The following is a 19,905-nucleotide window of genomic DNA, read 5'->3' on the forward strand; positions in this document are numbered from 1 at the left end:
TCCGGCGAGCCACGCTCGCCGAACCTTTCGATCGTCAGCCGCGTGGGGCGGGGACCCGCACCCCGGGCGTCATCCGCGCCATCACTTCGTCGCGGATCAGATAGTGGTGGCGGAATGCCGCCCCGATATGGACGAGCAGCAGCGCGATCGCGGCATAGCCGAGGATCTCGTGCGCCTCGTGCCCGAAGTCGGACATCGCCTCCGATACCGGCAGATAGGGGATGTCGAACAGCCCGAACCAGGTCAGCGGCCTTGGCTTGGGTCCGGACGACATTGCCCATCCCGAGAGCGGGATCGCCAGCATGAAGGCGTAGAGCAGGAAGTGCGAAATGTGCGCGGCGGTCCGCTCCCAGCCCGCCATATGCGCGGGCAGGCGCGGGGCGGGGTGGGTGAATCGCCAGCCGATCCGGGCGAGAGTCAGTGCGAGGACGGTGATGCCGATCGCCTTGTGGATCGGCATGATCCGCCAGTCGCGCGGCAGGCTGTCGTGCAGCAAGCCATAAGCGAGATTGAAGATCAGCAGCGCGGCGATCAGCCAGTGAAGCAGGATCGCGCCGCGTGAATATCGTACCAGCGCCGAGTCCGAGTCTGCCATATGGGGAGTTCCTTCCGGTTGAGGCTCAGGGTCATGGTTGTGCCGAACCGGAATTGCCGCGTCGAGGGGATTGCGTGCCGGCGTCCCACAGGAATGTCTGTCGCCAGGCTGGGATGAGCGAGAGCTGAAATCTATTCTCCGTCACCCCGGCCCTGTGCCGGGGTCCACCGTGAGACACGCTCTGGACCAGAGGCGCGGCGACGGCCGGTGCGACATCGTGGACGCCGGCACGAGGCCGGGGTGATGGAAATTTGGATCGTCATGCGTTGTTCCAAAGTCGGAGCGGGCTAGAACGCGTACGGCACCGGCGCACGCACATCGGGGTCGATGCGGATTTCGGTCGCCGCAGGAGGGAAGGCGCGCTGGTCGCAGTCGCTGCGCGGGCAGATGCGACAGCTGGTGCCGATCGGCGTTGCGACCCCGCCCGTGCGCAGGCCATCGGCATAGACGAAGTCGGGCGCGTGGATTTCTTCACACCCCAAAGCGACGGCGTAGCGGCGCGGCGGGCGGGCATAGCTGGCGGATGGTTTGACCAGCCCTTTGGCCATCGAGACGTAGCGTGCGCCGTCGGGCATCTCGGCAAGCTGGACGAGGACGCGGTCGGGGATCGCCACCGCCTCATGTACGACCCAAAGGGGGCAGGCACCGCCGAAGCGCGCGAATTCGAGCCGGGTTGCGGAGTGGCGCTTGGTGATGTTGCCCGCCATGTCTACGCGGCAGAAGAAGAACGGGATGCCCTGCGCGCCCGGCCGCTGCAGCGTCGAGAGGCGGTGGCAGGTCTGTTCGAAGCTGGTACCGAACCGCTGGCGTAGCCGGTCGATGTCGTGGCGGACCGTCCGCGCGGCGTCGCGGAAGCGGTTGTACGGCATCAGCAGCGCGCCCGCGGCATAGTTGGCGAGGCCGAGCGAAAGCAGTTCACGCGCGGCGGGGGAGGCGAGGCCGCTGCCCTCGCTCACCGTCCGCATCTCGTTGCCGAACTCGAGTACCGCGAGCCGGTGGGCGAGCAGGAAGGCCCGGCTTTCGGGCGGGAGCACGCCGCTGATGACGAGGCGGCGGCTGTCGGCGGCGAAGCGTGAAAGGCGGGTGTCGTCATCGCGCGCTTCCTCGATCTTCACGCCGTGCCAGCCGCGCAGCCGCGCTTCGATTCCGCGCGGGTCGTCGAGTTCCTCGACCAGCGCTTCGGCGGCGCGGTCGAGTACGTCGATATAATTGCCCTCAGCCTGATACCAGTCGCGCACCTCCTCCCACGGGAGCGAGCTGGCGGCCCCCGCGCCGCTGTCGACCTTGTCGTCCAGGACGCGCAATTGCGCCTGACTGCGGCGCCACGCCTCGTGCAGCGCGACCATGCGGTGGGTGAGGGCGGGGTGTTTCTCGACCCCGCGCTGGACGGCGGCCTCGTCGATTGTCGCCGCGGGGATGCTGGAATCGGTGCCCGCCTCGATCGCGCGGACGAGATCGGCGACGCCATCGTCGGCGCCAATGTCCGCCCATGTCTGCGGAAATTCGCGGGTGAGCGCGATCAGCACCGGCGGGGTGAGCGGGCGCTCCTCATTCTCGATCTGCGACAGGTAGCTGACCGAGACGCCGAGCCGCGCGGCCATCGCCGCCTGGGGCAGCCCGAGTTGCTTACGCAGGTCGCGAACGCGGGTTCCGGCAAAGAGGCGGCGGCGGGGCTGTTCCATGACCCCACAATATCTGCAGATATGAACGATGCAACTTCGCAACATTGCAATTGCAAGGGGCGGCGTGTCCTGTGCAGGGACGCGAGCCAAGGAGTGATGCATGTCTTCGACGATCGGGGAACTTGAACGGCGGCGTGCCGCGGCGCGGCTGGGCGGCGGGCAGAAGCGCATCGACGCACAGCACGCCAAGGGCAAGCTGACCGCGCGCGAGCGGGTCGAGGTTCTGCTCGACGAGGGATCGTTCGAAGAGCTCGATATGTATGTTGAGCACAACTGCGTCGATTTCGGGATGCCGGACCAGATCGTGCCGGGCGACGGCGTGGTCACCGGCAGCGGCACGATCAACGGCCGCCTCGTCTTTGTGTTCAGTCAGGATTTCACCGTGTTCGGCGGGTCGCTGTCCGAGCGGCACGCGCAGAAGATCTGCAAGATCATGGACATGGCGATGAAGGTCGGCGCGCCCGTGATCGGCCTCAACGACAGCGGCGGCGCGCGCATTCAGGAGGGCGTCGCTTCGCTTGCCGGCTATGCCGAGGTGTTTCAGCGCAACGTGCTGGCGAGCGGCGTGGTGCCGCAGCTCAGCCTGATCATGGGACCCTGCGCGGGCGGCGCAGTCTATTCCCCAGCGATGACCGACTTCATCTTCATGGTGAAGGACTCATCCTACATGTTCGTCACCGGCCCCGATGTAGTGAAGACCGTTACCAACGAGATCGTCACGCAGGAGGATTTGGGAGGAGCGGTGACGCATACCACGAAGTCGGGGGTCGCCGATGTGGCCTTCGAGAACGATATCGAGGCGCTGCTCGCGGCCCGCGACTTCGTGGACTTCCTTCCCGCCAGCAACCGCGAGCCGGTGCCCGAGCGGCCGTGCGAGGACCCGTGGGACCGGCTCGAGGACAGCCTCGACACGCTGATCCCGCCCAGTGCGAACCAGCCCTATGATATGCACGAGCTGATCCGGAAGACGGTCGACGAAGGCGATTTCTTCGAGGTTCAGCCGACGCATGCGGCGAACATCATCATCGGCTTCGGCCGGATCGAGGGGCGCACCGTCGGCATCGTCGCCAACCAGCCGATGGTGCTGGCCGGGGTGCTCGACATCAACTCGTCGAAGAAGGCGGCGCGGTTCGTGCGCTTCTGCGACGCGTTCGAGATTCCGATCGTGACGTTCGTGGACGTGCCGGGCTTCCTGCCGGGCGTCGGGCAGGAGCATTCGGGCATCATCAAGCACGGCGCCAAGCTGCTGTTCGCCTATGCCGAGGCGACGGTGCCCAAGATTACGGTGATTACGCGCAAGGCCTATGGCGGCGCGTATGACGTGATGGCGTCGAAGCACCTGCGCGGTGACCTCAACTATGCCTGGCCGACCGCGGAGATCGCGGTGATGGGCGCCAAGGGTGCGGTCGAGATCATCTTCCGCGGCAAGACGCCGGAAGAGATCGCCGAGCGCACCGCGGAATATGAGGCGCGCTTCGCCAACCCGTTCGTCGCGGCGAGCAAGGGGTTCATCGACGAAGTGATCATGCCGCACTCGACCCGTCGCCGCATCGCGCTGGGCCTACGGAAGCTGAGGAACAAGAGCCTCGAGAATCCGTGGAAGAAGCATGACAATATTCCGCTGTGACCGCGGGACGGGAGTAACCCGTATGCAGATGCTCGCTGGCATGCTGCTGACTCTGGCCGCGGTGCTTCCAGCCGTGGCGCAGCAACCTCAGCCGCTGTTCCCGGTGACCGATGTCGATCGCGATACCGTGCCCGCCGGAACGCCTGAGGCATTCGCGGCGGTATTCGGCACATCGCCGAAGAACGAGGCCGAGCGTATGGTGAAGGGAGAGAAGATCACCTTTGTGCCCCTGACGCTGATCAAGCTCCCCGGGGACGTCACCGCGCTGGTCAGCACGGGGGCGAGCGCTTGCGAGGCGCATGCCTGTGCGGGTCTCAATTCGGTGCATTATCTGCGGCGCGACAAGGACAGCTACGGCTATGTGAAGGCCGGGGAGTGGCTCGATGTCGGGATGAGTGGCACCTGGGGCAATCCCGCCGCGCGTTGGGGCGTGAGCGACGCGATCACCGGCACGGCGGTGCTTTACACCGAAGGCGGCGGCACCTGGCAGGGCTATAGCTGCGACGTCGCCGTCCTGACGGAGCTTGGCGCCAAGGGGCCGGTCGAGATCGCGCGCGTTCCGATCTATTATTCTGACGCCAGCCGCGACAACGGGCCGACGCTGCGCGGGACGATCACCGCCGCGGAACGCGGCCGCAGCTTCACCGTGAGCTATGCCGGGGCAGAGAGCTTCTCCGAGCGCTATGTTCGCGGATCTGATGGGACGTACAAGCGGCACGGCGCAACCCAGATGAAGACGTGTTGATGGCACGCAATGGTCCCTCCGCTGCCAACCCGGAGCAGAAATGATGAAACTCGGTCGCCTCAACCATATCGGTGTCGCTACGCCCTCGATCGAGACGTCGGTTGCCTTTTGGCGCGACGTGATGGGCGCGGAGAAAATCCATACGCCCTTCGACCTGCCCGCGCAGGGGGTGAAGGTGTGCTTCGTCGATACGCCCAATACGCAGATCGAGTTGATCGAGCCGCTGGGCGAGACCTCGCCGATCCATGGCTTCCTCGCGAAGAACCCGGCGGGCGGGCAGCATCATGTCTGTTACGAAGTGCCCGATATCCATGCAGCCAAGGGGTGGTTCGAGGCCAAGGGTGCGAAGGTGCTGGGCGAACCGCGTATCGGCGCGCACGGGACGCTGATCTTCTTCGTGCATCCCAAGGACATGGGCGGCGTGCTGACCGAGATCATGGAATCGCCGCGTGATGATCTGCACTGACGTCCCCCGCCGTGATGAAGGGTTTTGAGAGTATGAGCGAAGACACCGTCCTCTACGCACTCGACAACGGCGTCGCGACGCTGCGGCTCAACCGGCCCGATCGGCTCAATGCGGTGACGGGCGAGATGCTCGACCTGATCCGCGCCTCGCTGCTGCGTGCGGTGAACGAGGGCGCGCGCGCGGTGCTGTTGACCGGGGAGGGGCGGGCGTTCTGCTCTGGCGCCGATCTGGTCGGGCGCATGGACGGGAAACCGATCGATCCCTCCGACAATCTGGAATTCCACTACAACCCGCTGGCCGAGACGCTTTCGAAGCTGCCGATCCCGGTGGTCACCGCGGTCAACGGTCCGGCGGCGGGAGCGGGCGTGGGCATCGCGCTTGCCGGGGACATCGTGGTGATGGCCAAGTCGGCCTATCTGCTGCTCGCCTTCAGCAATATCGGACTGGTGCCCGATTGCGGCGCGACCTGGCTGGTCGCCAAGTCGGCGGGCCGCGCCAAGGCGCTGGAGATGGCGCTGCTCGGCGATAAGATGAGCGCGGACGACGCGAAGGACGCCGGGCTGGTTGCGCGTGTGGTTGAGGACGACGCGCTGCTGGCGACCGCCGGCGAGCTCGCCGCGAAGCTCGCCGCCAAGCCGACGGTCGCGCTCGGCCTGATCCGCGCGCAGGTGAAGGCCGCCCTCAATTCGACGCTGTCGGAATCGCTGAGCGTCGAGGCGCAGAACCAGCGCGCCGCTGGCAAGACCGAGGATTTCCGCGAGGGCGTGATCGCGTTCCTCCAGAAGCGGCCGCCGGAGTTCAAGGGGCGGTGACCATCGCCTATTATCTGTCCCACCCGCAGGTGCGGATCGACCCGGCGGTGCCGGTGCCCGAATGGGGCCTGTCGGATGCCGGTCGCGTGCGGCTGGCGACGCTGGCCGGTGCGGGCTGGCTGGCGTCGGTACGACGGATCGTGTCGAGCGACGAGCGCAAGGCGATCGAGACGGCGGAGGCGCTCGCGCCGATGACCGACGGGGCGCGTGTCGAGATCCTGTCCGGCTTTCACGAGAACGACCGGTCGGCGACCGGCTTCCTGCCGCCCGCTGAGTTCGAGGCGACGGCCGACGCCTTTTTCGCTGCGCCCGATCAGTCGGTGCGCGGGTGGGAGCGGGCAATCGACGCGCAGGCGCGGATCGTCGGCGCGGTCGAGGCGGTGCTGGCGGACGGAGACGCGCCCGTGCTGTTCGTTGGCCATGGCGGCGTCGGCACCTTGCTCAAATGTCATGTGAAGGGCGAGCCGATCGGCCGCTCAGCTGATCAGGCCGCGGAGGGCGGCCATCCCGGTGGGGGCAATGTCCACGCCTTTTCCATTGCGGAGCGCCGCCATCTGTTTGGATGGACCGCGCTCGAACAGGTAGCATCATGACCGACAAGCCCGATCTCGACGCGTGGAAGGCGCTTTCCGACAAGGAAGTGAAGGGCCGCGACCTGACCTGGCGCACGCCCGAGGGGATCGACGTCAAGCCGCTCTATACGGCGGAGGACGTGACCGCCGATCCGGGGTTGCCCGGCTTCGCGCCGTTTACGCGCGGTGTGCGCGGGTCGATGTATGCGGGGTGGCCCTGGACGATCAGGCAATATGCCGGCTTCTCGACCGCAGAGGAATCGAACGCCTTCTACCGCCGCAATCTCGCGGCGGGGCAGAAGGGGCTGAGCGTCGCGTTCGATCTGGCGACGCACCGCGGCTATGACAGTGACCATCCCCGCGTGCCCGGCGATGTCGGCAAAGCGGGCGTGGCGATCGACAGCGTCGAGGATATGAAGATCCTGTTCGACGGCATCCCGCTCGGCGAGATGTCGGTCAGCATGACGATGAACGGGGCGGTGATCCCGATCCTCGCCTTCTTCATCGTCGCAGGCGAGGAACAGGGCGTGCCGCGCGCGCAGCTCGACGGGACCATCCAGAACGACATCCTCAAGGAGTTCATGGTCCGCAACACGTACATCTACCCGCCCGAGCCGAGCATGCGGATCATCTCCGACATCTTCGGCTACACCTCGCGCGAGATGCCCAAGTTTAACAGCATCTCGATCTCCGGCTATCATATGCAGGAGGCCGGGGCGACGCAGGTGCAGGAGCTGGCCTTCACCATCGCCGACGGCATGGAATATGTGAAATACGGGGTCGCGTCGGGCCTCGACATCGACAAGTTCGCCGGTCGGCTGTCGTTCTTCTTCGCGATTGGCATGAATTTCTTCATGGAGGTCGCCAAGCTGCGCGCGGCTCGCGTGTTGTGGCATCGCGTGATGACGAAGCTCGGCGCGAAGGATGAACGCAGCAAGATGCTGCGCACGCACTGCCAGACCTCGGGCGTGTCGCTGACCGAGCAGGATCCGTACAACAACGTCATCCGCACTACGATCGAGGCGATGGCGGCGATGCTGGGCGGAACGCAGAGCCTGCACACCAATGCGCTGGACGAGGCGATCGCGCTGCCCACCGACTTCTCCGCCCGGATCGCACGCAACACGCAGATCGTGATTCAGGAAGAGACCGGGATGACCAAGGTCGTCGATCCGCTCGGCGGCTCCTACTACATCGAGAGCCTGACGCAGGAGCTGGTCGATCGCGCGTGGGAGATCATCGAGCGCGTCGAGGGCGAGGGCGGGATGGCCAAGGCGGTCGCTGCCGGCTGGCCCAAGGCGATGATCGAGGAGGCTTCGGCGGCTACCGCTGCGCGGATCGACCGCGGCGAGCAGGTGATCGTCGGGGTCAACAAATACCGCAAGGCCGAGGAAGACCCGCTCGACATCCTCGACGTCGACAATCTCGCGGTGCGCGAGGCGCAGATCGCACGCATCCGGAAGATCAAGGCGGCGCGCGACGAAGCTGCGTGCCAGGCGGCGCTCGACGCGCTGCGCGAAGGTGCGCGCGGGACCGAAAACCTCCTCGCACTCGCGGTCGAGGCGGCACGGCACCGCGCGACGCTGGGCGAGATCAGTCTGGCGATGGAGGATGTGTTCGGGCGTCATGGGACGGTGCCGACGCCGGTTTCGGGGGTCTATGGCGGTGCCTACACCGATGACCTGCGCTGGGAGCGACTGAAGGACGGGGTTGCCGCGACCGAGCGGCGTCTCGGCCGCAAACCGCGCATGCTGGTCGCCAAGATGGGGCAGGACGGGCATGACCGCGGCGCCAATCTTGTTTCATCGGCATTCGGCGATCTCGGGTTCGAAGTGGTGCCCGGGCCGCTGTTCCAGACACCGCAGGAGGCCGCCGAGCTCGCGATCGCCGAGAATGTCGACGTGGTCGGCGCCTCCAGCCTTGCGGCGGGGCACAAGACGCTGATCCCGCAAATGATCGGGTATCTCAAGGATGCCGGACGCGGGGACATCAAGGTGATCGCAGGCGGGGTGATACCGGCGCAGGACTATCAGTTTCTGCGCGATGCGGGGGTTCAGGCGATCTTCGGCCCTGGAACGAACCTTGTAAATGCGGCCGCAGACGTGTTGACGCTGCTCGGGCATAATTTGCCGCCGGACGAGGATGCCGCGTGAGCGCAATTGCGATATTCTTGGGCAAGGCAGGCTTTCTGCTCTTCACCCTGAGCCTGCTGATCGGATTTGCGATCCCTGCGGTGCGCAACAGTCGCATGGCCCTGTCGGCGCATTTGACCGCAGCGCAGACAGGACCGGCGCTGATCGCGATCGCGCTATTCTGGCACTATCTTGGTGTTCCCGAGGGCTGGGCGCGGCCGACGGTCTATGCGCTGACGGCTTCTTCCTATCTATTGGTTCTGGGCATATCGCTCGCGGCGATTTTTGGCGCCAGCGAAGCGTTGCCGATCGCCGGGAAGGGATATGATGCGACTAAGGTGCAGGAACTGGTCGTCACCCTATTGGTAAAAGGCAGTTCGATTGTAATGGCAGTCGCCTGCCTCGCGATCAGCTATTTTGCGCTCACAAATTTTGGCGGGGTGGCGTTGCGATGAATGGATTAGCGTTGAAGGAAGCTGCATGACACGGGATATCGTCCGCAACGATTGGGCGCGCGAAGAAATTGCCGAGTTGTTCGATCTGCCGTTCCCCGAGCTTCTGTTTCGCGCGGCGCAGGTGCATCGCGCGCAATTCGCGGCGGACGAAGTGCAGCTGTCGACGCTATTATCGATCAAGACCGGTGGCTGCCCGGAGGATTGCGGATACTGCAACCAGTCGACCAGCGCTGAGACGGGCCTGAAGGCGACCAAGCTGATGGACGTGCGCGCGGTGCTGCAGGCAGCGGCGCAGGCCAAAGACAATGGCTCGTCGCGCTTCTGCATGGGTGCGGCGTGGCGCAACCCCAAGGACCGCGACATGCCCGCCATCGTCGAGATGGTGAAGGGCGTGCGTCAGATGGGGATGGAAACCTGCATGACGCTGGGGATGCTCAGCGAGAAGCAGGCAGGGATGCTCGCCGATGCGGGACTCGATTACTACAACCATAATATCGACACCTCGCCCGAACGCTATGCCGAGGTCATCACCACGCGCACCTTCGAGGACCGGCTCGACACGCTCGAGCATGTGCGTGAGGCGGGGATCAATGTGTGTTGCGGCGGGATCGTCGGCATGGGCGAGACGCGTGGCGACCGGGTCGGCTTCATCCATGCGCTGGCGACGCTGCCGAAGCACCCGGAGAGCGTGCCGGTGAATGCGCTGGTGCCGGTCAAGGGCACGGTGCTGGGCAACATGCTGGCTGATACCCCGCTCGCCAAGATCGACGAGATCGAGTTCGTGCGCACCGTCGCAGTCGCGCGGATCACGATGCCGGAGAGCATGGTGCGGCTGAGCGCAGGTCGCGAGAGCATGAGCGATTCGACGCAGGCTTTGTGCTTCATGGCAGGTGCCAACTCGATCTTCACCGGTGATAAGCTGCTCACTACCGGCAATGCCGGCGACGACAAGGATGCGGCGCTGTTCGCGCGGCTGGGGATGCGGCCGATGCAGGGCGAGGTGAAGGTCGAGCTGGAGGCGGCGGAGTGATCCGTATCCGGCGTCCCGCGATCCTGTTCGCCATTATTTCGGCGATCTATTGGCAGGGTGTCGCCGGGTTTATCGGCATCATCAATCCGCTGGCTGGCAAGGACGTCGCACCGTTCTGGATGGTGGCACTCGCAAACATCGTCCCAGCTGCGCTTTACGCTGTCATCACACTCGTCTTCTGCCACTGGCTCGCGCGCCGGGTGCTGCGGCAAGCTCAACAAAGGTCCGAGCCGTAATGTTCAAGAAAATCCTGGTCGCCAATCGCGGCGAGATTGCGTGCCGCGTGTTCCGCACCGCCAAGCGGATGGGGATCGCGACGGTCGCGGTCTATTCGGACGCCGACGCGCGCGCGCCGCATGTGCTGATGGCCGACGAGTCAGTACGGCTCGGGCCGGCACCGGCGGCGGAGAGCTATCTCAAGGCTGAGCTGATCCTGGCCGCCGCCAAGGCTACGGGCGCGGATGCGATCCATCCGGGCTATGGCTTCCTGTCCGAGCGTGAGAGCTTCGCCAAGGCGTGCGCGGAAGCGGGGATCGCGTTTGTCGGGCCTCCCCCCAACGCCATTGCCGCGATGGGCGACAAGATCGAGTCAAAGAAGCTCGCCAAGGCAGCCGGGGTCAACGTGGTGCCGGGCTTTGTTGGGGTGATCGACGATACCGAGCATGCGGTGAAGATCGCCGCCGAGATCGGCTATCCGGTGATGATGAAGGCATCGGCCGGCGGCGGCGGCAAGGGGATGCGGCTGGCGTACAGCGAGCAGGATGTTCGCGAAGGCTTTGAAGCGACCAAGCGTGAAGGGCTGGCGTCGTTCGGCGACGACCGTGTGTTCATCGAGAAGTTCATCGAGAGCCCGCGCCATATCGAGATTCAGGTGCTGGGCGACCAGCATGGCAATATCGTCTATCTCGGCGAGCGCGAATGCTCGATCCAGCGTCGTCACCAGAAGGTGGTCGAGGAAGCGCCGTCGCCCTTCGTCAGCCCCGAGATGCGGCGCAAGATGGGCGAGCAGGCGGTCGCGCTGTCGCGAGCGGTGGGCTATTACTCGGCGGGTACGGTCGAACTGATCGTCAGCGGCGCCGATGAGACGGGTGACGGCTTTTACTTCCTCGAAATGAACACCCGGCTTCAGGTCGAGCATCCGGTGACCGAGGCCGTCACGGGCCTTGATCTGGTCGAGCAGATGATCCGTGTCGCGGCGGGCGAGAAGCTCGCTTTCGGTCAGGATGACGTGAAACTGACCGGCTGGGCGATCGAGAACCGCATCTACGCCGAGGACCCGTATCGCAGCTTCCTGCCTTCGACCGGGCGGCTGGTGCGCTACCGCCCACCTGCCGCGCTGGACACGCCCTATGGGGACGTTGGCGGTGAGGGCTATGTCCGTGTCGATGACGGCGTCGCCGAGGGCGGCGAGGTCAGCATGTTCTATGACCCGATGATCGCCAAGCTGATCACCTGGGGCGAGACGCGCGATGCCGCAGCGGATCTGCAGGTCGCGGCGCTCGACCGGTTCGAGCTGGCGGGGCTGGGCAACAACATCGATTTCCTCTCCGCGCTGATGCAGCATCCGCGCTTCCGTTCTGGCGCAATCACCACAGGCTTCATCGCCGAGGAGTATCCTGAGGGGTTCGCGGGGGCACCCGCGGACGCCCTGCTGACGCGCCGCCTCGCAGCAATCGCCGCGGTGCTCACTTGGCGGCAGGCGGAGCGCGCATCGCTGATCTCGGGCCAGCTCGGCGCAATGCCGCTCGTGCGGTGCGACTGGGTCGTTCACATGGGCGCGATCGCGCATGAGGTGACGCTGGGCGATGGCGCGATCGTCGATGGCGAACTGATCGAAGGCACCGTCGAATGGAATCCGGGCGACCGGATCGCGGTGGCACATGGGGACGGTGGCGAGCTGGCTGTGAGGGTCGCTAAAACGCGGACCGGCTGGGTGCTGACGACGCGCGGCGCCGCGCATCGCGTGGAGGTCTATCGCCCGCGCGTTGCCGAGCTGGCGAAACATATGATCGAGAAGATTCCGCCGGATATGAGCCGCTTCCTGCTCGCGCCGATGCCGGGGCTGCTGACCCGCGTCGAGGTGGCGGTGGGCGACAAGGTTGAGGCCGGGCAGCCGCTCGCTGTGGTCGAAGCCATGAAGATGGAGAACATCCTGCGCGCCGAAAAGACCGGTGTGGTGAAGGCGGTGAACTTCGGTGCCGGTGAGAGCCTGGCCGTCGACGCCGCGATCCTAGAGTTCGAATAACGCCTTGCGCTGATCCGTCATCCCGGCCTTGTGCCGGGATCCACCGGGAGGCCGGCGCGGAAGAAGAGCTTCAAGGTTCGCCGGTGCGGCACCGTGGATCCCGGCACAAGGCCGGGATGACGGATGGGGGCGCTATTCCAGTCCCGCGTCGAGCGAGTCGAGAATCCTTGCGCCAGCCATGAACACCGCGATGGGGCAGGCGGCGAAGAGCATCCAGCCGCCCATGCCGGGATATTGCTCCAGATAGTGAATCCCGCGGTCGACCGCGCCGACGCCGAGCGCGTAGATCACCATAAAGGCTTCGAAGCGGGTCTTGATCGTGAACAGCCGTTTGACGCGTGCGAACATGCCCGCGTCAACGCAAGAACCGGACCAGTGGCGGGAATCCGCGAGTCCGCGTCAACGGATATGGTTAGCTGTCAATTAACTCGACAGTTCCCAGCAGGTCGAACAGCGCGGTTCGGGCGGCTTCGATGCGCGCGATCAGGGCCGGGCCGCCAATCTCGTCCTGTGCGATCGTTTCGGGCCAATGCGCCTCGATCAGCGCGGCGATCCGGTCGAGCTTGGCCTCGTCAACCAGGAAGCGCGGATCGATTGTAGCCGGATCGGCGACGACCCGCAGGCGGAGGCAGGCGGGACCGCCGCCATTGGCCATCGACTGACGGACATCGACCACTTCGAGATGCCGGATCGGGCCATTGCCCGCGACATGCGCCTGAAGCCAGTTCCACACGCTCGGCGTGTCGCGCGCCTCGGTCGGCAGGACCAGCGCAGTTTCGCCCGAGGGCAAGGTCACCAACTGGGCGTTGAACAGGTAGGAGGAGATCGCGTCGGCGAGGCTTACGGTGGAGGCGGGCACCTCGACGATCTCGATCTCAGACATCAGGCGCCGGAGATCGGCGTAGAAGCCCTGCTTGTCCGCGAACGCCTGTTCATGGGCGAAGAGCACCCGGCCGTTTGCGACTGCAACCACATCATTGTGGAAGGCACCGGCGGCGATGGCCGCTTCCGACTGCTGAACGAACAGGGTGCGCGCGGGATCGAGGCTGTGGCGGCGGGCGACGGCCTCGCTGGCCTCACGATGCTGGCGGGCGGGGAAGGGGCCGCCGGAGACGCCATAGACGAACACTTCGACGCCGGGCGCGTCGTGCTCCGGGCAGAGCCGCATATGGTTGGCGGCGCCCTCGTCGCCGAAAGGAGCGGGGACCGGGCCATGAACGCGAAAGGCGTCATCGGCGAAGGCGAGGCGAAGCTGCGCCAGCGTGCCCGGCCATTCATGGCTGCGGTGGGGCATGGTCACAAGGTTGGCGACGGTCAGGTGGCAGCGGCCGTCAGTCGTGTCGGGTGCCGGGGAAACGGTCGCGGCATTGGCGGCCCACATCGATGATGCCGACAGCGCCTGCGCCTGAAGGTGCGGCGCGGCCTCGGCATAGCGGGTTGCGAGCGAGTCCAGCCAGCGATGGTCGGGCCGGGCATGGGGCAACAGGATGCCCTGGGTCAGCCCGAGCGCCAGATTGGCGCGCATCTTGGCGATGCCCTGGAGCGCTGCGGCGCGGGGCTGCGAGACCGCGCCGCTGTTGCGGGTCGCGGCGAGGTTGCCGGGGCTGAGACCGGCATAATTATGGCTGGGGCCGATAATGCCGTCGAAGTTGATCTCAACGCGGGGCATGGCGGACCTCTTGTCCAGCTTCGACGCCAAGGACCGCGGCGGAGGTGGCGTCCACCGTGACGCCGCCGTCGCTGAGGCCGACGCGGCCATGGCATGCGCGGAAATCGGCGAGCGTGCCGCGGGCGATGATGCTGGCGCTGCCGCCATCGGCGACTTCGGCAACCTTGTCGGTGCGGGAATCGCGGACGGTCATCACCTGATCGGTGCGCGCGGTCATGGTCGGACCGCCGTCGAAGATGTCGATGTAATTCTCGAACGCGAAGCCTTCCTGCTCGAGCATCCGCATCGCGGCGCGCCCCGAGGGATGCGGCAGACCGATCACGCTGCGTGCGCCCTCGGTCAGCATCGCGGTGTAGATCGGATGCTTGGGCATCAGATCGGCGATGAACTGGTTGCCGTGGATGGCGTTGAATTCGTCGGCCTGCTGGAAGTTCATGCCGAAGAAGCGGCCTGCGACGCCGTCCCAGAAGGGCGACCCGCCAGCTTCATCGATCACACCGCGAAGTTCGGCCAAAACGCGGTCGCCGAAGCGGGCGCGATGCATCGCGATGAACAAATAGCGGCTGCGAGCGAGCAGCATGCCGAGACCGCCGGCGCGCTCACCGGGGTGGAGGAACAGCCCGCCGACTTCGCTGCAGCCTTCCAGATCGTTGGTGAGGCTGAGGATTTCGGCACGGAAGGTGCGAGCGAGCGCTTCGCTGTGCTTGGTCTCGATGCCGAGGCGGTAGCTGTAGAAGGGCCAGCGCTGGCCGACCTGAGTGAAGATCTGGCAGGTGCCGCGCACTTCGCGGGTCTCGGTGTTTTCCAGCACCAGCACGAACAGTTCGTCCTTGAGCGCATCGTCAGTGCGGGAGAAGGCCAATGCGCTGCGTTCGAGCTTGGTGCGCAGAGCCGGTTTCTCCGGCGGCAAATTGGTGAAGCCGCCGCCGGTAAGCTTCGCCATCTCGTACAGCGCCTGAAGGTCGTCCTCGCGAGCTGGGCGGATCAGGAAGGTCATACGCTGCCCTTCTCGATGATACGCAGGATGGTGAGGGTGGAGAGCGCGGCGCGCTCGGGCAGGCTTTCAGGGATGAGAAATTCCTCTGCACTATGGATCGCGCCGCCGCGAGCGCCCATGGTGTCGACCACGGGCACACCGCAGGCGGCGATGTTGTTGCCGTCGCACACCCCACCCGTGGCTTTCCACGCGATGGGGATATCGAGATCCGCGCCGGCCTGTTTGACCAGCCCGAACAGCCGCTCGGCGCCGGGATCGAGGGGCTTGGGGGGGCGGTTGAAGCCGCCGTGAACATGGATATGGACGTCGTGCGCGGCGGCGACCTCGGCGGTCGCAGTCTCGATCAGCGCGGCAGCGCGGGCGATCGCCTCACGCGATGCCGGGCGGAAGTTGACGCGCAGGATGGCGAGATCGGGGACGACATTATTGGGTCCGCCACCCTCGATCCGCGCCGGGTTGACCGCAAGGCCATCGCCCTTCGCGGCGGCGAGACGCAGCGCGAGGTCGGCGGCGGCGACGATGGCGTTGCGGCCTTCCTCCGGGTTGCGGCCGGCATGCGCGCTGCGGCCGTGGACGACGATCGAGAAATTGCCGGTGCCGCCGCGTGCCCCGGCCAGCGTGCCGTCGGGCAATGCCGGTTCGTAGGTGAGCGCGGCGACCTTGCCCTTTGCCGCCTGCGCGATCAGCGCGGCGGAAGCGAAGGAGCCGGTCTCCTCGTCCGAGTTGATGACGACCTCGTAGCCGAAGCGTTCGGCGGCAGGGGTTTCCTCGATCGCCCGGAGCGCAGCAAGCATCACGGCGATCCCACCCTTCATGTCCGCGGCGCCGGGGGCGTTGAGGCGACCGTCGGGCAGCCAAGTTCCGCTTTGGAAGGGGTGATCGGCGGGGAAGACCGTGTCCATATGGCCGGTGAACAGCATCTGGACCGGGGCCTCGGGCCGGACGCGAAGATGGAGATGGCGGCCATGGGCGAGGGGAAGGACGTCGCCTTTGGTGTCGACCGTCTCGACCGCCACGGGATCGACCAGCGTCAGCTCACCCGGAAGGACGGCAAAGGCGCTGGCGAGCATTTCCGCCATCGTCGCGAGGCCGGGGAGGTTGCGCGTGCCGCTATTGACCGCGACCCAGCGTTCGACCTGAGCGAGCATTGGTGCCGCGCGGGCATGCTCGATCGCGGCGGTTTCGATTGCGGAAAGACCCATTCGCGATTGTGTATCGGGTGATACGCGGCGGGTGAACCCCCGGCGAAGGAAAGTTTCCAGCGATACGGGTTTAGGCGCGGAGTGGGCTGGAAAGTCCCAAAAGTCACACTCCTACGCGCGCGCGAATCGCCTTCCCTCGGGCGAGCCGTGCATATTGGGCAAGACTATCGACGGATTCAAAGAGCGGCCGGGCCTGCCCGGCGAAGCGAGTGGAGCAGGCGAAATCCTACATTGCAAGGGAACGGGGTGGCTGCGAACAACCACTTATTCTACGTACTTCTTTACCCATTGCCAGAAGGCGTCTTCGGAGCCTTCATCATCCATAGAAGCTGGATGCCGAACTATTTCAGTTGCCAAGGCTGGTATCGAGACTTGGAAGTTTTCTTCTACCCAAGCCCGATAGGACATGTTCGGTTGAACGATGAACTCTCCGCCGGCGTTCGGCGGTTGAGGGTAGGCGTCACCCCAACAGATCTCGTCATATCCAATGGCCAGCAAGCGAAGGAAATCGACTGGATCTTCGGCAAGAATGCAAAGCGTTACCGACCCTGATCCAGAACCCAAATGGACGATTTTTTGGGTGCCATCGTCGGCGAGCCAGAAGGCTGCCATCGATCCATCGCCGCCCGTCTTTGCAAAGACGCAGAGCCTTTTCATGACTTCGGGATCGGTGGTTTTGAACCAGTATCTCAGGTTCGTGTTGCCTTCAGCGGCGAAGCCAATGTCGGTGCCGCCCGGTCGTCCATCGTCGGTCCAATCGCGCTTCATTTCATCTTCCGGAAACAGGAAGCCGATTCTGCCATCGGGTGTATCGACAAAACACTGTCTCGCCTCGATCCAGCGAAAGAGTTGTTCAAGTGGCAATGGCAACGACATTCCCGCACAGAGCGTCGCTTCAATTTGTCGTCCCAGAACCGATTGCCCATCTCGTGGTGGACGGGTTCCAAAGAGATTCACGAAACGGTTCAGCATTCCATCCCCCGCAGAGTAACTGGCCATTGGTGGCAACCTAAACTGTCACGCCGGCCTTATGCCGGGGGCCACTCTGCCGCGCGCGATGCGGTTTAGCTTCTTGGTCATCGTTTGCGGTGCGATGGATCCCGGCACAAGGCCGGGATGACAGAGAAGGGTTCGGATAGGCGTGAAGTTCGCGGCGCGTTGCCGTTCTCCACCTCCGTCGCCTTCGGCGCCGCCTTCCCCCTGGCGGGGGAGGATAAGCTGCCTCTAGAAATCGATCAGCAGGGACGCCCGGCTGGTGGTGTCCATCGTCTTGCGCCCGGCCGGAGGCGCGCTTTCATAGTTCACGGCGTAGGACATCTGGGTGGAGAGCGGGCCGAACAGGCGGACGCGCAGCGCGGTCTTGGTGGTGATGGTGCTGTTCGCCTGTTGCAGATAGGCCGAGGCGTCCTGGCTGAATGTGACGCCGGAGGAGAGCTTCCAGTCGATGTCGAGCTTGCCGCGCGCGGCGATCTGACGTTCGTTCGTCTCGTCGGTGAAGGCGGTGTAGCGATAGGCCGGGCCAAGCTCCAAATCGATGCGCAGCTTGCCATTGTTGACGGCGGTGTAGCCGGCGCCGGCGGAGATCGAATAGCGCTCTGTGAAGCCAAGGAAGCGGTCGCTCTCGAACAGCGCGGCGCCGTAGATGTAGGTGGTTTCGTTGATCTTGTAGTTCGGTTCGTAGCTGGCGAGGTAGCGTTCCCGAACGACGCGATTGAGGCTTTCCTGATAATCGGCCTGCGCGCGCCATTTGTGGCGCCATTGCAGCCCTTCACGCTTGACGTCGACCACGCCGGTCAGGCCCACCGTCTCCGAATTGCCGGTGGTGACATAGCCGCCCAGCTCGGCGCGGCCCTTGATCAGATCGAGGAAGCGCGCCTCGCGCACGCGGCGCTCGGCGGCCTCGCGGCGCTCGCGCTTCCAGCTGCCGGCGGCCTTTTCGGCCACCTCGACGCTCGCCTTGTCGGCGGCCTTGGCATATTTGACGATCGCATTGACCGCGGCTTCGTCGCCCGCCTTCATCGCAGCGTCGAGCATTGCCTTGACCGTGTCGGGCATCTCGGGCGGGGCTTCGTCCGCCTGCGCATTTGCGAGCAGCAGCGGGGCGAGGATCAGGGGGATCGTCCGGCGCATGGGCGTCCTGTTAATACTGCAATGCGGCAAAATCGAGATCAGGCAGGCAGATCAAGCGGATCGGCGAAGATTTCGAGCAGCCGGGCATAGAGTTCGCGCTTGAACGGCACGATCACCCGCGGAAGCTCGGCCGGGTCGATCCAGCGCCATGCACGGAATTCGGGGTGGGCGGTTTCGATGTCGATCGCTTCATCCCCCGCGGTGAGGCGGAAGAGGAACCAGCGCTGGCGCTGGCCGCGCCACTTGCCCTTCCACACCTTGCCGATCAGGTCGTCGGGCAGGTCGTAATAGAGTTCCTCCGGGGCCTCGGTGACGAATTCGACCGCGTCCCGGACGACGCCGGTTTCCTCCCAAAGCTCGCGATAGGCGGCTTCGAGCGCGTCTTCGCCGGGATCGATCCCGCCCTGAGGCATCTGCCAGGCTTCAAGCGTCGAATCGAGGCGCTGGCCGACGAACACCTGCCCGTCGCGGCTGAGCAGCATCACCCCGGCGCAGGGGCGGTAGGGAAGCGCGTCGCGATCGATCATGCCGCGGCCTGCACCATCACGCGGTTGGCTTCGGCTTCGACCAGCACGTCCTTGAACGCGGCGAGCATTCCCGCGACGTCGCCCTGCGACGAAGGGATCGCGCGGCGCAGCGTGATGAAGCCGTGGATGTTGCCCGCGGCTTCGCGGAATACCACCGGCACGCCCGCGCCGATCAGCGCCGCGGCATAGGCGCGGCCCTGATCGCGGATCGGATCGAGGCTGGCGGTGACGATCACGGCAGGCGGCAGCCCGGCAAGCGATTCATTGGCCATGGGCGAGGCGCGCGGATGCGCGACATCCGCCGCATAGCATTCGGAGAACCAGTCCAGACTGCGTTTGGTGAGCAAATACCCCTCGGCAAAGCTGTCGAGCGAGGGATAGTCGGTGCGCAGATCGGCGGCGGGATAGATCAGCAGCTGCGCGATCACCGGCACCGCAGCGGGCCGGTCGCGCAGTTGGATGGCAGCAACCGCCGACATCTGCCCGCCCGCGCTGTCACCCGCGAGCGCGATCGAGGTGACCGCGCGGCCAAGCTCGGCCGGGCCGGAGGCGACCCAGCGCGCCGCAGCCTCGGCATCGTCCGACGCAGCGGGCCAGACATGCTCGGGCGCAAGGCGATAGCCGACCGAAACGATGGGCAGGTCGAGCGTGCGCGCCATCTCCGCGACGACCGAGGCGTGGGTGTCGATGTCGCCGATGACGAAGCCGCCGCCATGGAAGAAGACCAGCACCGGGCCGGGCTCGCGGCGTTCGCGCGCGTCGAACAGGCGGGCGGGAATCGTGCCGGCCGGACCGGGGATGGCAAGGTCGCGGATCAGCGCGAGTTCACCCGCGGGGATGTCCACCAGATCCTTCATCCCCGCATATTGCGCGCGATAGACGGCGGGCTGGGGCGGCCATTCCTGTTGGGGCATCGCGGCGAGCATATCGAGCAGCACGCGGACGTCGGGACGCACGAAAGGTTCGGCCAAGGCATCGTCTCCCAGGGTTCGATCTGAAGCCCGGTCTTAGGCCACGCA

20 protein-coding genes are annotated in these 19,905 nt (G+C 65.5%); 10 read left to right on the forward strand and 10 right to left on the reverse strand.

Features of this window, described 5'->3' with window-relative positions:
- Positions 1 to 34: 34 nt before the first annotated feature.
- Both AC07NK_RS12640 and AC07NK_RS12645 read right to left on the reverse strand, forming a co-directional pair.
- Positions 35 to 595, reverse strand: coding sequence for a cytochrome b (locus AC07NK_RS12640; RefSeq protein ID WP_495170946.1), 561 nt, complete (start codon positions 593 to 595; stop codon positions 35 to 37).
- Positions 596 to 882: 287 nt separating this feature from the next.
- Positions 883 to 2,277: a helix-turn-helix domain-containing protein gene (locus tag AC07NK_RS12645; protein ID WP_495170947.1), complete on the reverse strand. Its 1,395-nt coding sequence runs from the start codon at positions 2,275 to 2,277 to the stop codon at positions 883 to 885.
- 100 nt (positions 2,278 to 2,377) lie between these two features.
- Here AC07NK_RS12645 and AC07NK_RS12650 point away from each other — a divergent pair, with 100 nt between their 5' ends.
- Genes AC07NK_RS12650 through AC07NK_RS12695 form a run of 10 tightly spaced genes read left to right on the forward strand, consistent with a single transcriptional unit; the run spans position 2,378 to position 12,361 of the window.
- Positions 2,378 to 3,904, forward strand: coding sequence for an acyl-CoA carboxylase subunit beta (locus AC07NK_RS12650; protein WP_495170948.1), 1,527 nt, complete (start codon positions 2,378 to 2,380; stop codon positions 3,902 to 3,904).
- A 22-nt stretch (positions 3,905 to 3,926) separates the two neighbouring features.
- On the forward strand, positions 3,927 to 4,649 hold the full coding sequence (locus AC07NK_RS12655; protein ID WP_495170949.1) for a hypothetical protein: 723 nt from the start codon (positions 3,927 to 3,929) through the stop codon (positions 4,647 to 4,649).
- A gap of 43 nt (positions 4,650 to 4,692) precedes the next feature.
- A complete protein-coding gene (mce, locus tag AC07NK_RS12660) occupies positions 4,693 to 5,115 on the forward strand; it encodes a methylmalonyl-CoA epimerase (RefSeq protein WP_495170950.1) in 423 nt (140 codons plus the stop codon).
- Between the two features lie 32 nt (positions 5,116 to 5,147).
- Positions 5,148 to 5,927 (forward strand): enoyl-CoA hydratase-related protein, encoded by a 780-nt coding sequence (locus tag AC07NK_RS12665; protein ID WP_495170951.1) that lies wholly within the window; start codon positions 5,148 to 5,150, stop codon positions 5,925 to 5,927.
- Positions 5,924 to 6,520 (forward strand): histidine phosphatase family protein, encoded by a 597-nt coding sequence (locus AC07NK_RS12670; protein ID WP_495170952.1) that lies wholly within the window; start codon positions 5,924 to 5,926, stop codon positions 6,518 to 6,520. The genes AC07NK_RS12665 and AC07NK_RS12670 overlap by 4 nt, the downstream gene beginning before the upstream one ends.
- Positions 6,517 to 8,652, forward strand: a complete 2,136-nt coding sequence (scpA, locus tag AC07NK_RS12675; protein ID WP_495170953.1) for a methylmalonyl-CoA mutase — start codon at positions 6,517 to 6,519, stop codon at positions 8,650 to 8,652. The genes AC07NK_RS12670 and scpA overlap by 4 nt, the downstream gene beginning before the upstream one ends.
- Positions 8,649 to 9,086 carry a styrene oxide isomerase gene (locus AC07NK_RS12680; RefSeq protein WP_495170954.1) on the forward strand — a complete coding sequence of 146 codons (438 nt, stop codon included), beginning with the start codon at positions 8,649 to 8,651 and terminating at the stop codon, positions 9,084 to 9,086. The genes scpA and AC07NK_RS12680 overlap by 4 nt, the downstream gene beginning before the upstream one ends.
- Positions 9,087 to 9,111: 25 nt before the next feature.
- Positions 9,112 to 10,116, forward strand: a complete 1,005-nt coding sequence (bioB, locus tag AC07NK_RS12685; protein ID WP_495170955.1) for a biotin synthase BioB — start codon at positions 9,112 to 9,114, stop codon at positions 10,114 to 10,116.
- The gene (locus tag AC07NK_RS12690; protein WP_495170956.1) at positions 10,113 to 10,352 is read left to right on the forward strand and encodes a hypothetical protein; all 240 of its coding nucleotides are present in this window, start codon (positions 10,113 to 10,115) and stop codon (positions 10,350 to 10,352) included. Before bioB ends, AC07NK_RS12690 begins: the two co-directional genes overlap by 4 nt.
- Entirely contained in the window at positions 10,352 to 12,361 is a 2,010-nt protein-coding gene (locus tag AC07NK_RS12695; RefSeq protein WP_495170957.1) for an ATP-binding protein, read from the forward strand. Before AC07NK_RS12690 ends, AC07NK_RS12695 begins: the two co-directional genes overlap by 1 nt.
- A 132-nt stretch (positions 12,362 to 12,493) precedes the next feature.
- Here AC07NK_RS12695 and AC07NK_RS12700 read toward each other — a convergent pair whose 3' ends face one another.
- The 8 genes from AC07NK_RS12700 to AC07NK_RS12735 all read right to left on the reverse strand — a co-directional run bounded on the left by AC07NK_RS12700 (position 12,494) and on the right by AC07NK_RS12735 (position 19,857).
- The gene (locus AC07NK_RS12700; protein ID WP_331028222.1) at positions 12,494 to 12,709 is read right to left on the reverse strand and encodes a hypothetical protein; all 216 of its coding nucleotides are present in this window, start codon (positions 12,707 to 12,709) and stop codon (positions 12,494 to 12,496) included.
- A 64-nt stretch (positions 12,710 to 12,773) separates the two neighbouring features.
- Positions 12,774 to 14,030, reverse strand: a complete 1,257-nt coding sequence (locus AC07NK_RS12705; RefSeq protein ID WP_495170958.1) for an N-succinylarginine dihydrolase — start codon at positions 14,028 to 14,030, stop codon at positions 12,774 to 12,776.
- The gene (locus AC07NK_RS12710) at positions 14,017 to 15,027 is read right to left on the reverse strand and encodes an arginine N-succinyltransferase (RefSeq protein WP_495170959.1); all 1,011 of its coding nucleotides are present in this window, start codon (positions 15,025 to 15,027) and stop codon (positions 14,017 to 14,019) included. The genes AC07NK_RS12705 and AC07NK_RS12710 overlap by 14 nt, the downstream gene beginning before the upstream one ends.
- Positions 15,024 to 16,229, reverse strand: a complete 1,206-nt coding sequence (locus tag AC07NK_RS12715) for a hydrolase (RefSeq protein ID WP_495170960.1) — start codon at positions 16,227 to 16,229, stop codon at positions 15,024 to 15,026. Before AC07NK_RS12715 ends, AC07NK_RS12710 begins: the two co-directional genes overlap by 4 nt.
- Before the next feature lie 264 nt (positions 16,230 to 16,493).
- On the reverse strand, positions 16,494 to 17,201 hold the full coding sequence (locus AC07NK_RS12720) for a hypothetical protein (RefSeq protein WP_495170961.1): 708 nt from the start codon (positions 17,199 to 17,201) through the stop codon (positions 16,494 to 16,496).
- A 252-nt stretch (positions 17,202 to 17,453) separates the two neighbouring features.
- Positions 17,454 to 18,359: a DUF481 domain-containing protein gene (locus AC07NK_RS12725; RefSeq protein ID WP_495170962.1), complete on the reverse strand. Its 906-nt coding sequence runs from the start codon at positions 18,357 to 18,359 to the stop codon at positions 17,454 to 17,456.
- A gap of 38 nt (positions 18,360 to 18,397) precedes the next feature.
- Complete coding sequence (locus tag AC07NK_RS12730; protein ID WP_495170963.1) at positions 18,398 to 18,886, reverse strand: RNA pyrophosphohydrolase; 489 nt, start codon at positions 18,884 to 18,886, stop codon at positions 18,398 to 18,400.
- Positions 18,883 to 19,857 (reverse strand): alpha/beta hydrolase, encoded by a 975-nt coding sequence (locus AC07NK_RS12735; RefSeq protein ID WP_495170964.1) that lies wholly within the window; start codon positions 19,855 to 19,857, stop codon positions 18,883 to 18,885. The genes AC07NK_RS12730 and AC07NK_RS12735 overlap by 4 nt, the downstream gene beginning before the upstream one ends.
- Between the last annotated feature and the right edge of the window lie 48 nt (positions 19,858 to 19,905).

Source organism: Sphingomonas sp. GW821-FHT09B04 (genome assembly GCF_059418285.1).

What these genes read in the sequence shown, in the direction of transcription:
- AC07NK_RS12640 (WP_495170946.1), bottom strand. Translation starts at nt 595, where the DNA reads ATGGCAGACTCGGACTCGGCGCTGGTACGATATTCACGCGGCGCGATC.
- AC07NK_RS12645 (WP_495170947.1), bottom strand. Translation starts at nt 2,277, where the DNA reads ATGGAACAGCCCCGCCGCCGCCTCTTTGCCGGAACCCGCGTTCGCGAC.
- AC07NK_RS12650 (WP_495170948.1), top strand. Translation starts at nt 2,378, where the DNA reads ATGTCTTCGACGATCGGGGAACTTGAACGGCGGCGTGCCGCGGCGCGG.
- AC07NK_RS12655 (WP_495170949.1), top strand. Translation starts at nt 3,927, where the DNA reads ATGCAGATGCTCGCTGGCATGCTGCTGACTCTGGCCGCGGTGCTTCCA.
- mce (WP_495170950.1), top strand. Translation starts at nt 4,693, where the DNA reads ATGAAACTCGGTCGCCTCAACCATATCGGTGTCGCTACGCCCTCGATC.
- AC07NK_RS12665 (WP_495170951.1), top strand. Translation starts at nt 5,148, where the DNA reads ATGAGCGAAGACACCGTCCTCTACGCACTCGACAACGGCGTCGCGACG.
- scpA (WP_495170953.1), top strand. Translation starts at nt 6,517, where the DNA reads ATGACCGACAAGCCCGATCTCGACGCGTGGAAGGCGCTTTCCGACAAG.
- bioB (WP_495170955.1), top strand. Translation starts at nt 9,112, where the DNA reads ATGACACGGGATATCGTCCGCAACGATTGGGCGCGCGAAGAAATTGCC.
- AC07NK_RS12695 (WP_495170957.1), top strand. Translation starts at nt 10,352, where the DNA reads ATGTTCAAGAAAATCCTGGTCGCCAATCGCGGCGAGATTGCGTGCCGC.
- AC07NK_RS12700 (WP_331028222.1), bottom strand. Translation starts at nt 12,709, where the DNA reads ATGTTCGCACGCGTCAAACGGCTGTTCACGATCAAGACCCGCTTCGAA.
- AC07NK_RS12705 (WP_495170958.1), bottom strand. Translation starts at nt 14,030, where the DNA reads ATGCCCCGCGTTGAGATCAACTTCGACGGCATTATCGGCCCCAGCCAT.
- AC07NK_RS12710 (WP_495170959.1), bottom strand. Translation starts at nt 15,027, where the DNA reads ATGACCTTCCTGATCCGCCCAGCTCGCGAGGACGACCTTCAGGCGCTG.
- AC07NK_RS12715 (WP_495170960.1), bottom strand. Translation starts at nt 16,229, where the DNA reads ATGGGTCTTTCCGCAATCGAAACCGCCGCGATCGAGCATGCCCGCGCG.
- AC07NK_RS12720 (WP_495170961.1), bottom strand. Translation starts at nt 17,201, where the DNA reads ATGCTGAACCGTTTCGTGAATCTCTTTGGAACCCGTCCACCACGAGAT.
- AC07NK_RS12725 (WP_495170962.1), bottom strand. Translation starts at nt 18,359, where the DNA reads ATGCGCCGGACGATCCCCCTGATCCTCGCCCCGCTGCTGCTCGCAAAT.
- AC07NK_RS12730 (WP_495170963.1), bottom strand. Translation starts at nt 18,886, where the DNA reads ATGATCGATCGCGACGCGCTTCCCTACCGCCCCTGCGCCGGGGTGATG.